The organism is Wohlfahrtiimonas populi (assembly GCF_002006795.1).
In the GTDB taxonomy this organism is placed as follows: Bacteria; Pseudomonadota; Gammaproteobacteria; order Cardiobacteriales; family Wohlfahrtiimonadaceae; genus Wohlfahrtiimonas; species Wohlfahrtiimonas populi.
The window spans coordinates 1-12,930 of sequence record NZ_MVDN01000022.1; the positions used below are offsets into that span (position 1 = coordinate 1).

Annotated in this window: 11 protein-coding genes and 1 pseudogene; 11 read left to right on the forward strand and 1 reads right to left on the reverse strand. The window is 34.5% G+C overall.

Annotation, left to right across the window (positions count from 1 at the left end; translation table 11 throughout):
* Positions 1–88: 88 nt before the first annotated feature.
* The 7 genes from BZK16_RS13440 to BZK16_RS15020 all read left to right on the forward strand — a co-directional run bounded on the left by BZK16_RS13440 (position 89) and on the right by BZK16_RS15020 (position 8,414).
* Positions 89–382 (forward strand): hypothetical protein, encoded by a 294-nt coding sequence (locus BZK16_RS13440; RefSeq protein WP_077929402.1) that lies wholly within the window; start codon positions 89–91, stop codon positions 380–382.
* 71 nt (positions 383–453) lie between these two features.
* On the forward strand, positions 454–1,200 hold the full coding sequence (locus BZK16_RS13445) for a virB8 family protein (protein ID WP_158076865.1): 747 nt from the start codon (positions 454–456) through the stop codon (positions 1,198–1,200).
* A gap of 29 nt (positions 1,201–1,229) precedes the next feature.
* Positions 1,230–2,111: a P-type conjugative transfer protein VirB9 gene (virB9, locus tag BZK16_RS13450; RefSeq protein WP_077929404.1), complete on the forward strand. Its 882-nt coding sequence runs from the start codon at positions 1,230–1,232 to the stop codon at positions 2,109–2,111.
* Positions 2,112–2,139: 28 nt separating this feature from the next.
* Positions 2,140–3,339: a type IV secretion system protein VirB10 gene (virB10, locus tag BZK16_RS13455; protein ID WP_077929405.1), complete on the forward strand. Its 1,200-nt coding sequence runs from the start codon at positions 2,140–2,142 to the stop codon at positions 3,337–3,339.
* Complete coding sequence (virB11, locus tag BZK16_RS13460; RefSeq protein WP_096777529.1) at positions 3,320–4,384, forward strand: P-type DNA transfer ATPase VirB11; 1,065 nt, start codon at positions 3,320–3,322, stop codon at positions 4,382–4,384. Before virB10 ends, virB11 begins: the two co-directional genes overlap by 20 nt.
* Before the next feature lie 389 nt (positions 4,385–4,773).
* The gene (locus BZK16_RS13470) at positions 4,774–6,372 is read left to right on the forward strand and encodes a type IV secretory system conjugative DNA transfer family protein (protein ID WP_077929408.1); all 1,599 of its coding nucleotides are present in this window, start codon (positions 4,774–4,776) and stop codon (positions 6,370–6,372) included.
* Positions 6,373–7,157: 785 nt separating this feature from the next.
* Entirely contained in the window at positions 7,158–8,414 is a 1,257-nt protein-coding gene (locus tag BZK16_RS15020; protein ID WP_077929413.1) for a TrbM/KikA/MpfK family conjugal transfer protein, read from the forward strand.
* A gap of 64 nt (positions 8,415–8,478) precedes the next feature.
* Here the strand turns inward: BZK16_RS15020 and BZK16_RS13480 are convergent, their stop codons facing one another.
* Entirely contained in the window at positions 8,479–9,165 is a 687-nt protein-coding gene (locus BZK16_RS13480) for a lytic transglycosylase domain-containing protein (protein ID WP_077929409.1), read from the reverse strand.
* A gap of 138 nt (positions 9,166–9,303) precedes the next feature.
* On the opposite strand from BZK16_RS13480, the gene BZK16_RS13485 reads away from it, so the two are divergent.
* From BZK16_RS13485 to BZK16_RS13500, 4 genes and pseudogenes are all read left to right on the forward strand, one after another.
* Entirely contained in the window at positions 9,304–9,681 is a 378-nt protein-coding gene (locus BZK16_RS13485; protein WP_158076866.1) for a TrbC/VirB2 family protein, read from the forward strand.
* An 8-nt stretch (positions 9,682–9,689) separates the two neighbouring features.
* Entirely contained in the window at positions 9,690–10,019 is a 330-nt protein-coding gene (locus tag BZK16_RS13490) for a type IV secretion system protein VirB3 (protein ID WP_269845031.1), read from the forward strand.
* 79 nt (positions 10,020–10,098) lie between these two features.
* Positions 10,099–12,534 (forward strand): VirB4 family type IV secretion/conjugal transfer ATPase, encoded by a 2,436-nt coding sequence (locus BZK16_RS13495; protein ID WP_077929412.1) that lies wholly within the window; start codon positions 10,099–10,101, stop codon positions 12,532–12,534.
* A 9-nt stretch (positions 12,535–12,543) separates the two neighbouring features.
* Positions 12,544–12,930, forward strand: a pseudogene (locus tag BZK16_RS13500) (hypothetical protein); the annotation flags it as partial.

The following is a 12,930-nucleotide window of genomic DNA, read 5'->3' on the forward strand; positions in this document are numbered from 1 at the left end:
TCCTTTAATTGTTGTGCATTCAGATGATAATGATAGTCAAAAATAATTGAAAATATAAGAGCAGAAAGAATAAAAATATAGGATAGATATGTTGTATAAAGATATGCCTGAGAAAACAATTGATGATACTAATATGAGTTGGGGTGATTATCTCGATCAAGAACAAAATGCTTCCAGAAAAAAAATCAATGTAATATTTCTAGGTATTTTAATTATTTTCATATTTGTGATTTTGGGGTGGGTACGTTTGTATCCATTGAATCGAGAGACAAGATATTTGATGATTATTAATGATCCCAATTATGGGAGTTATTTGACTATTGAAGGGTCTAAACATTCAATAGATTTATCAGAACAACATTCAGTGGTACCTTCTAAATAAAATTTATGCGCCGTTGTAGCATGTGTGAATGTAGATAAATCAGTTTGTATTTAAGGTTAATGGGAAAAATAATGTTTAAAAGAAGAGATAAATTATCATCTAACGCTAATGGTGAAAGTGTGATGGAAAGAACTTCTACACAAAAAAAATCATATTATGATGAAGCAATTGATTGGGAGGTCTCGCGATCAATACTGCTTGAAAGCTCGGAAAGAAGGGCGTGGTATATTTGTGTGTTTTTGCTAATAATGCTTGTTTGTTCATGGGTGGGGCTGTTTTTTCTATTACCTCTAAAAAAGGATGTGCCTTACGTTGTACAAGTAGATAATGCATCTGGTCGAACAGAGGTGTCTGAGGTTTATAATCCTAAAAAACTAAATTATGATGCTGTTATGGATAAGTATTGGCTAAGTAATTTTGTTACTCATTTTGAACGTTATAATTACTATATATTACGAGATGATTTCCGCACTGTTCAACTTATGTCAGAAAAGCCTGTGTGGAATGAATTTCAAAATCTCTACCGTGGTGATAATGCTCTTCATAAATTATATAGAGATAAGATGCGTGTTGATGTGGAAATTATTTCTACTATGTTACAGAAGTTTGAACGTGGTGATAAGAGCCGAGGCGCGACTGTGCGTTTTAGAATAAACCAAGTTGATTTAACCTCTAATGATAATAAAATTTTGCAGAGTCGAGTATTTACGGTAGATATTAAGTATGACTATGAGATTTTATCTTTGAATGAGCGAGATAGGCTTATTAATCCTCTAGGTTTTCGTGTGAAAAGTTATAATGCAGTTGCAGATAACTAGTATTTATTTTAAAAAGATAGGGTTGCTCAATGAAATATCTTATTGTAGTAATTAGTGGCTTTTTGGCTATTAATGTATCGTTTGCTTTAGATTTTCCTCAAGGTTCTTATGCTGATGGAAGAATACAGTTTGTTGAATATAATCCAGATGATGTGGTGCAAGTAAATGCATCTGTTGCAATTGGATCACAAATTGTTTTTTCTGAAAATGAAGAAATTTTAGATATTGCTAGTGGTTTTTCTCAAGGATGGGAATTTGCTAATAGAGGTAATATATTATTTTTAAAGGTCAAGTCTGTAAAGACTAATGCAGGTACTGCAATGCCTAACCCGCAGGATTGGAATACTAATTTATTAGTAACCACTGACAAACGTCTGTACGCGTTTGATATTAATGTTGTGGATAAAAAGACTCGGGTACATGGCGATACGGTATCGTACAGAGTTAAATTTAAATACAGCAAAGATGATATGATTGAGAGAAATAATAAGCTTCGAGCGGAACGTGCGCAAAAACAAAAGGAATGGGCTGCAAAAGAAACTGAAAAGAGGCTGAAAAATAATAGATATTCTGCATTGAATTGGGATTATACGATGCAAGTAGGTGATAATTCTCGTAATATTGCACCTTTCATGGCTTATGATGATGGACGTTTTACATATTTGAAATTTTCTGTAGCCAATGAGTTTCCTGTAGCATTTTTAGTAGATGGCAAAGAAGAGAGTATTATTAATTCTCATGTAGAAAATGATGTGTTGGTGCTTCATCGTGTAGCAAAAGAGTTTGTTTTACGTTCCGGCGATAAGGTGGTTGGTATATATAATGAACGCTTTGGATCACAAAGATTAAATAAATATGCGAGTGGCACTAATGTGCCAGGGGTGAAGCGTGTTATTAAACCATCGTTATAATATGATCGTATCATTTTAGGAAATAGTTATGTCAGCTGAAAGTAATAAAGTAGAGAGAACTGTTGGAACAGTACAAGGAGAAAGAAGCTTACCAAGTGTTAATACGGCAAAGCGTTCTAATAATAATCTGTTAGCTATTGCTTTTATAGTAATTGCATTGTTGGTTACATTTGCTTATGGTTACTTTTCTTTTTTTGGCAAGAAAAAAGTTAAGGAGGACGAGGTAAAAGCTCAGGTTGTAAAATCAAATGCGGCAGTTCCATTTATTGAAGATGTGAAAATTGATTTAAGGTTACCACCAGAACCTAAACCAGAACCTAAGCCAGAACCTAAGCCAGAACCTAAATCAGAGCCAATAGTGGTATCTGCAAAAAAAGCTGAACCTCCTAAGCCTTTGATTGATCATTCTGCGTCTGGTTTGATGATTTCATCTAAAGATAAGGCCGCTAAGAAAATAGCAAATAATGAAGGACAGGCTAGAACTTCTAAAGCAATGCAAGGTGGTGATGACGATAGTAACTTAGGTGAAAAATTAGTGGCCACCAAAACTGAAAAAGTGAAAGCTGTGCAACTTAAAAATCGTCATTATTTACTTGCTAAAGGGACTGTTATTAATTGTTCATTGCAAACACAAATAGATACTTCTGTGCCTGGTTTTGTCAGCTGTGTAACTACACGCGATGTTTATAGTGATACAGGAACTGTTTTGTTATTAGAAAGAGGAACACAAATAGTAGGAGAGTATCAGAATAATATTCAAGAAGGCGTAGAACGTTTGTTTATTTTATGGACAAGAGCTAAGACACCAAATGGCATTATTGTTGATCTAGATTCGCCTGCTGCAGACCCACTTGGTGGAGCAGGAACGCCAGGGTATGTTGATCATAGATTTTGGAAGCGTTTTGGAACTGCTATGTTGCTCAGTGTATTCAATACCGCGTATACAACAGGAGCAAATATGGCAACTATTGATATCATGAATCGTAAAAATCGCAATAATTCTGGTAATAATGGTGAAGGCTTATATTATCCAAATAATAACAATAATTCAGGGGTGACTATAGATCTTGGTAAAACAGGGCAGCCACTAAATGATATTATCAATCAAGTTTTATCAAAACAAGCAAATATACCAGAAATAATGACAAAAAATAGAGGTGAAAAGATTGCTATTTTTGTAGCAAGAGACTTGGATTTCTCAGGAGTTTATGATGCCCAATCCGAGTAGTCCATATCTTAATTCACAATTTTCTCGTGCTACATCAGTTTTGTATTTAATGGAACCATTAAAAGAATGGATGGATGACTCAGAAATTACTGAAATATGTATTAATCGTCCAAAAGAAGTATTTGTAGAGAGCGCAGGGATTTGGAAACGTTATGATGTAAAGGAGATGGATTATGATCATTTGAGGTCACTTTCAATCGCCATAGCAAAGTATGTTGATAATGACATTTCTGATGTTCGTCCTATTCTATCAGCTGTATTACCTGGTGGGGAACGGATTCAGGTTGTGATGCCACCAGCATGTGAATATGGAACTATTTCTATTACAATTCGTAAGCCATCTTTTAGTGTGCGCACATTAGAAAGCTATGAGGAGCAAGGGTTTTTTAAACACATACAACCTATTAGTGAATCTTTAACGTCAGATGAATTAGCTTTATTAAAGTTAAAAGAATCAGGTGATTATATTGGATTCATGCGTAAAGCTGTACAGTTAGAAAAAGTGATTGTTGTTGCAGGAGCAACAGGATCAGGAAAAACAACTTTTATGAAAGCACTTATGCAAGATATAGATGTGGAGCATCGTATTATAACTATCGAAGATGTTCCTGAGCTATTTCTGCCTAATCACCCAAATCATGTTCATTTGTATTATCCCTCTGAAGCTTCTGAAGAAGATCGATCGCCTGTTACAGCGGCAACATTATTAAAAAGCTGCTTGCGTATGAAACCAACTCGTATACTTTTGGCAGAGCTTCGAGGTGCTGAAACCTTTGACTTTATTAATGTTGCTGCTTCAGGTCATGGTGGTAGTATCACTAGTTGTCACGCTGGGTCGGCTGCATTAACATTTGATCGTTTAGCACTAATGGTTTTGCAAAATAGACAGGGTAGGACGTTGCCATATGATGTGATTCGAAAATTATTGCACCAAGTTATTGATATTGTTGTTCATGTTCATAATGAGCCTAGCACGCACTTGGGGCGGCATATTACTGAAATTTGGTACGACCCTAATGTCAAACGGGGCAAAATTTCCAATTAATAATATGAAGATATAAGTTGAAGTTACTATGAATAAAAATTTAAAAATAGGATTATGTGTAATAGGTGTTTTTATATGCCTATTGTTATGGCAATGGTTATGGGGAGCATCTCTCTATTTAATTTCCAAGGGGCCTAATGATGTATTAGATGCGGGCTTGTTTTCTGGCGCATTAGAGTGGATGAAGGGTGAGTACAGTGATTTCAAGCCAGATCTTGTATTGAAAACAGGTATTGGTAGTTTATTTATTATCATTGCTTTGCTATCAGTAGTTCTTTTTAAAATTTTTCAACATAAAAAATCTTTGCATGGTGAGGCTCGTTTTGCAAATGCAAAAGAAATTAGTAAGGCTGGATTGTATTCTGNTGTTTTCTGGCGCATTAGAGTGGATGAAGGGTGAGTACAGTGATTTCAAGCCAGATCTTGTATTGAAAACAGGTATTGGTAGTTTATTTATTATCATTGCTTTGCTATCAGTAGTTCTTTTTAAAATTTTTCAACATAAAAAATCTTTGCATGGTGAGGCTCGTTTTGCAAATGCAAAAGAAATTAGTAAGGCTGGATTGTATTCTGAAAAAGGAATACTTGTGGGTAAATATAACAATAAGTATTTAGTTTTTGGAGGGCAACAATTTGTGTTGCTGTCAGCGCCAACAAGATCAGGTAAAGGTGTTGGTGTAGTTATTCCTAATCTATTAAATTATTCAGATTCAGTTGTTGTTTTAGATGTGAAGCAAGAAAACTTCAACTTAACATCTGGATACCGAAAAATGTATGGCCAAGATGTATATTTGTTTAATCCTTTTGCTGATGATTATCGTTCGCATCGATATAATCCTCTATCCTATGTCCGAGGAGGGGACTTTCGTGTTAGTGATTTAATTAGTATAGGAGAAGTGCTTTATCCATCTGGAGGAAAAGATCCATTTTTCCAAGATCAGGCACGTAATTTATTTGTTGGATTTGGATTGTTTTTATTTGAAAGTGAGGGGCGATATCCCATTACCATTGGTGAAATGTTACGACAATCTTCAGGTAAAGGTATGCCGATTGATGAATATTTACATTCACTGATAGACGAGAGAGCTTTAGAAGGATACCCTCTTTCAAGCGCTTGTGTTGAGAGCTTTCATCGTTTTATAAATACTGCCGATAACACTCGCACAAGTATTTTAGCTACATTTAATGCTCCATTAGGGATTTTTGCTAATCCAATTGTTGATGCAGCTACTAGTGGAAATGATTTTGATTTGAGAGATGTTCGTAAGAAACGCATGTCTATTTATATTGGTATTACTCCTAATCATTTAGTGGAGGCAGGGCGTTTAATCAATCTATTATTTTCACAATTGATCAATATTAATACACAGGAACTGCCACAGGATAATCCTGAGTTAAAATATCAGTGCTTGCTTTTAATGGATGAATTTACCTCGATTGGTCGTGTTGGCATTATTGCTAAATCTGTATCATATATGGCAGGTTATAACTTGAGGCTTTTGACGATTATTCAATCTCCATCACAATTAGAAGATGAGATTCCTGATGGATATGGGCGTCAAGGTGCTAGGACTTTGATGACTAATCATGCTTGTCAAATTTTATATGCTCCAAGAGAACAAGAAGACGCCGAATTGTATTCAAAAATGTTGGGGGACGAAACCGTCACGTCAACTTCTAAAAGCAAACAGAAGGGAGGGGGTAGTGTTTCTTTTTCTGATCAACGTAGGGCTTTGATGCTCCCACAAGAAATCAAAGAAATTGGACAGTGGAAAGAAATTATTAATTTAGAAAATATTAAGCCCATTTTATGCGATAAAATAAAATACTTTGAAGACCCTATATTTATGGACAGGTTTAAAGAGGTATCTCCTTTATTGGCTGCATTAGGTAAAAAAATGCCAACTTCAGGTGATGTAGCAAAAGCATTGCAAGCTAAAGAATTATTTACTGATATTCCATTGCTTGAAATCAATAATAATGAATAAGATATCTATTATAATATGCAGATATTGTTTGAATAAATTTTCAAATTGTAGAGCCTTAAGGTGATTATATGATAAAAAAGAAAAGATATTGGCTGTTTATAGCCAGTTGTATATTAATGTTTTTTACAAATATTGGTTATTCTGAAGTTTGGGGTGATAGTGACGATATTGTTGATCATATAGGAGTGAGTAACTCTAATAATGAACAAGAATCAGCATATGTATCTGAACGAACTAGATTGGCAAATGAACGTATCCAATCATTGAGAGTGGAGACAAATAATAGGGCAGATAAAAATGATGTTTCTTTGCCTGAAAGACCTTCATCTAATTCTGAGCGTCAGCGAGTTGCCTCAATGTTATCCGATGCAGAGAATGAATATAATAAAATCCTCCAATATATGATGGAAGAAGTTTTGCATCAACGGAAATATTTTGTTGATGAGCCTTCTAAAGAAAAAGGAAGAATTAGTGGTAATTACCATTTAAGCTATAAAGGATCATCTATACTTGGTGCTAATGAGAAGATTGATATAGCTCTAGAGCGTTATAAGTATTTAANTAAAGAAAAAGGAAGAATTAGTGGTAATTACCATTTAAGCTATAAAGGATCATCTATACTTGGTGCTAATGAGAAGATTGATATAGCTCTAGAGCGTTATAAGTATTTAAGAGCGATGGAAGCTTTTAATAAAGGTAATATTAAGGAATTTTTAGGGAATGAAGATGGTAAAAATTTAAAGGGGCAAGACAGGCAAGATTATCTTAAAAGGCAACAAGCTTCTATGAGTGATCAATATGACGGTATTCATTCTGCTGCTAGAAATGAGGATGGAAGTCGTAATACTAAAAATTTGACATCCACGATAAATGATAAAATATCCCGTTATGGCAATTCAGGCATAAATGAGTTTTCTCTTGATCTCAAAAGTGCAGCTGAGACAGATTTTGGTATTGAAGGATGGTTGAAGGCAGGGGATGAAACATTGTCATGTAAAGCACTTTTATGTTTGGTTGGTGGCGGTACTGATAGTGAATGCCAGTCTGCAATTGCTGAATATTTGGCAAGGACATTCGTACCTAAAAAGCCTCATAAAACAGTAACAAATCGCAAGAACTTCTTGAAATTGTGTCCAACTGACGATTCACGCCGTGGAAATAAAGCTAGCATAGCTGGTTCTAATAGTAAACCATATTCAGGTGCTACAGGTTTTAATAGTTTGATAGAATTAATTGGTGATGGTGTTGGAGAATGTACTGTTGATAGGCATGGTCAAGAAGCAGGGAATAAATATGGTGTATCTAGTTACAATGAAAGAATGATAACTATTCGTTTCAATTGGGCTGATCCAACCTCTAAAAAAGAGCCTAGTAATCCAGCCTTCTTTTATGAAATGGAAGTGATTAATGATATTTTAGATGACAAATGCGCCAGATATGTTACGCATGAGTACGTGGATATTTATAAAACACCATTATTTAAAAGAGTGCCATCCAAAGAAATTAATTCTAATCATGATTGGTTAAGTCCAGAAGGAATTAAGTACTTATCTAGGTCATATGATGAGGATAGAGATGATTTAAATAGTTTCTTAGGAGATTATAAAGATTCTGTAACAAGATATTTGTTAGCGATTGCTGAAAAATCTCAGCTTTATACTGTGCGTAATTGGTTTTTAGAAGTGTTGCGTAATAACTCTTGGCAACAAGCACATAAAAATGGTCAGGTTATAGTTATTCCACAAAATTTAGAAGCAGTATATGATTTTAATAGTAAAAGAATGTATTACTTTGGCTATTGGTATTATCAAAGTCCTATAGATTTTGATCACTTTACTCCATCAGAGAAAGCTATTCAGGATGTTAAAGACTATAAACCTGAGGCGCCTGAAAATGCTGGCTATATAGATGAAATGATAGATGGATATGGTAAATACGACTCAAAGACAATTTTGGATTCATCAGCTCCTAGCGATCCTAACAATGATAGGTATGAATATAAGGATAGTGATGATGGCGAAGAAAGTGATGATGTAGAATGACATCTATAAATATAACCCCTCTGGTGGAATCCACCAGAGGGGTTAATTAACAAGATCTTTTTAATTAAAATACTTGTGTATCATTACTATTATAAGATGAGGAATCATTATTTATGATAATACTATCATTATCATAAATAATTTTTGATGGTGAATGATTTTTTTTAGGTTTGTCTCTGTCTGTATTTTTAGGTGGCGTGCCATTTGTATTGACTACTTTAATGCTAATTGGTTCTATTTCATCTTGATCGTTGGTGACTTTAACTTTTGGAACGACAGGGCGATTCATCAATGCTATATTTACTACTTTATCAACATAGCTAAGTGTATTTGGGCTATCAGGTTTAAATCCACGAATAAAATTACCACTATAATAACAAGAAAAGGCTTTACGTAAGGCATCTTGTTCCTTTGCTATTTTTACTGCCCTTAAGTAACATTCTTCAAGAATTTTCCCGCCTATTTTTAAGTTTGTACATGGATCAAAGGCATCTTCAATAGATATGTTATAGCGAGAGAGGTTGTGCAAATTGATTTGTGCTAGCCCCATTGAAAAATTGTAATTATGTTCATAAAGCATATTAGCTGTATCAATTGCTTCGTCTTTTGATTTAGGTTGTCGTTCCAAATATCCACCAACAACACCAATAGCATAGGGGTTGTATGAAGATTCTATTTCAACTATCGCAGAGATTGTTTCAACTGCTACATTTGGGGAACAGGTAAGGGCAAGTGCAAAAAAATCAATCATAAGAAATTATAGATAATAATTAGAAGTAATAGAAAATATTTTTGATTAGTAGTATAATCCTTTGATGTTTTTTAGCAAACATAATTTTATCACTAAAAATAAGTTTATTTGACATAAGTAATAGGATGTTTTATGAGAATGAGTAGAAAATCTTTTGGTATTTTATTTGGTTTATTAATAATGTCAGCACCTGCGTTTGCTCAAGATGCAGGAATTTGTGAAACATTGAAAAATGTACAAAAAATCCTTACAGGTATTTCAGTTGTAGTTGTGACATTAGCTGTAATGTGGGCTGGTTATAAATTCTTATTTACTCGTGCAGAAATCACTGAATGTGCAAAAATTCTTGCTGGTGGAGTTATGATTGGAAGTGCTGCAACAATTGCAGGTTGGTTTATGCAAGGAGAAGAGTGTGATGATTCTGCATTAACTCAAAACTCAGTACCATCAACATGCCCATTTAAAGCTGATACAGCTGTTCTTAGTGGTATTTATACAGAAAAACAACAGGGATAAACTAGTCAGTGAAAGCTAGAGATTCTTTATTTAAAGGATGTACACGGCCCCCAATGATTTTTGGGGTGCCAATGGGCCCTTTTGCTGCGGTATTAGCTGGGTTTATTTTGATTGCAACGTGGACAAATATACTTTTTATGCTTGGCATAATACCAATTTATTTTGTTATGCGTGTACTAACTAAGAAAGATGATCAACAGTTTAGATTGTTGTTTTTAAAGATATTTTTTTGTATGCCAGGCCTTAAAAATAGGCATTTTTGGAAAGCTTTTACTTCATCCCCAATTTCTTTTCAGAAAAAGAAACCTATTAAACTTAGCCGACGAGATTATAAATAATCTTCATGAGATTTGTGGTACGGGTAGATTGTAAGAGATTAATTCACTATTCAGTTTGAAAGATTATAAACGAAAGATAATGAGAAAAAAAACTACTTACGAAGATCACTTTAGAGCAGAACGGGATATTTCTTCGTATATTCCATATTCAGCTCATGTCAGCCCTACTGTAATTACAACAATTGATAATGACTACCTACAAGTATGGAAACTAGCTGGGATTAGTTTTGAAACAGCTGATGATGAATTACTAGATGTACGAAAAGAACAATTAAATACCATTCTACGTTCTCTTGGTTCAGAAAATTTTGCTATTTGGACCCATAATGTAAGAAGACGTACGAGTGATCGTTTAGAAGCGGAATTTTCTAACGAGTTTTGCAGGGATTTTGATAAAAAATATTATGATTCATTTACAGGCTACAGAATGATGGCTAATGAATTATATCTTACACTTGTTTATCGTCCTATTACTAGTGCAACACAAAGAGCCGCCGCAAAATCAGCGCGACGAACAACAGCTGATATTCGTTTGGATTTGGAAGCAGCGTTAGAGAAAATGAAAGAAGCCTCATATCAAATAGAGGCAAGTTTTTCTCGTTATGATATTACACCTCTAACAAGCTATGAAGAGAATGGCGTTTTATATTCAGAAATTTTGACGTTTTTGAATTTTTTGGTTACGACCGAGTGGCAAAAAGTTAGAGTGCCAAAAATACCATTAAATCAATATTTGGGTAATGCATGGCTATTTGCAGGCACAGAAACTATTGAATTAAGGACGCCTACACGAACTCGTTATTTACAAGGTATTGATTTTAAAGATTATACTTCTCATACAGAAGCTGGGCTATTAAATGCTTTAATGTATGAGGATTATGAATATATTATGACTCAATCCTTTTCTTTTATGAGTCGGCCACAAGGGAAGAAATTCCTTGAGACACAACAGCGTCAATTATCAAACTCTGGAGATGGATCAGTAACACAGATTGAAGAGATGGCACTTGCAATTGATCAGTTGATTCAAGGGCAATTTGCTATGGGTGAATACCATTTCTCGTTATATTTAATTGGTGATACAGTCGAATCGGTTGTAGAAAACCGCACCTCTGCGATGGCAATTGTACAAGATTTAGGTTTTATTGCTGCTCAGATTAATACAGCAACAGAGGCAGGATTTTATGCACAAATGCCAGCAAATTGGTTTTATCGTCCAAGAATTGCTCGGTTAACCTCTATTAACTTTGCAGGGTTATGTAGTTTTCACAATTTCTCAGCAGGGAAAAGAGATGGAAATCCTTGGGGACAGGCTGTGACTTTGTTTAAAACTCCTTCAGGACAACCTTTGTATTTTAATTTTCATTCCTCACGTGAAGAAGATAATGATTTTGACAAAAAACTTTTAGGTAACACTAGAATTATAGGTCAATCAGGTGCTGGTAAAACTGTTTTATTAGCAACATTATTATGCCAAGTGCAAAAATATAACCGTGGGTCGAACTCGTTTACTACAGTGTTGTTTGATAAAGACCAAGGTGCCATGATTGCCGTACGCGCTTTAGGTGGCAAGTATTTAGCATTGAAACATGGTCAGCCAACGGGGTTAAACCCATTTCAGATGGACCCTACAGATGAAAATATTATTTTCTTAGAACAATTTGTAAAGCAATTAGTTTCTACAGAAGGCAGTACAATTACTGTGACGGATGAACAAAAAATTAGTGCAGCAGTTCGTACTGTGATGCGTATGCCAAAACATGTACGTTGCTTATCTTTAGTTACTCAGAACATCACAGAAGGTATAGATAAAGAGGATAGAGAAAATAGTGTTGTAAAGCGTTTATCTAAGTGGCTTCGTGGTGGAACATATGGTTGGGTATTTGATGAATCTGATGATCAAATAGATTTCACAACACATAGTAATTATGGCATTGATGGTACAGCCTTTTTAGATGAAAAAACTGTTTGCACGCCAATATCTATGTATTTATTGCATCGTATGGAGCAAGTAATTGATGGTCGTCGATTTATTTATTTTATGGATGAGTTTTGGAAATGGCTAGATGATGAAGCATTTTCCGACTTTGCTAGAAATAAACAATACACAATACGTAAACAGAATGGGCTAGGTGTATTCGCGACTCAGTCCCCTTCACAAATTCTAGGTTCTGATATTTCTAAGGCAATTATTGAGCAGTGTGCTACGGAAATTTATTTGCCAAATCCGCTAGCAGACAAAAAAGATTATATGGAAGGCTTTAAATTATCTGAAACTGAGTTTAATATTATACGTAAATTCAATGAAGATTCTCGTATGTTTTTGATTAAGCAAGGACATAGAACTGCAATTGGCAAATTAGATTTAAAAGGGTTTGATGATGAATTAGCAATTTTATCTGGTAGTACAGATAATGTTGAAATCGTTGAATCCATTATTGATGAAGTAGGAGAAGATCCTAAAGTATGGTTACCAATTTTTCATGAACGCCGGAAAAATTTTACTAATAATTAAAGGACAATAATGATGAAGCGCAATAAAAAAAGATTGTTAAAAGTAAGCCTTTGCTCTTTGATGTTATCTATGGGAATGAATGTTCAAGCATCAGGTATTCCAACTATTGATGGAGCTGTATTAGGCCAAGGTGTCCAATCATTTATGGAATATTTACAACAATATTCTGAACAGTTGAATACTTGGGATATTGAAGAGCAAAATTTCACAAAGCATTTTAAAAGTGTGACTACTGGGTTAAATATTGCAGATAAAGTTTTTAATAATGATATGCAAGGAGCTCTCAAAGAAATGGGTTTCCAACGGTTTTATGAAGAGCAGTTTAGTAAGGCTGGTGGAAATTATATTACGGCTTTAGCAAGCATGGGGATCGGGGGTTTGACAGATAGTACACAA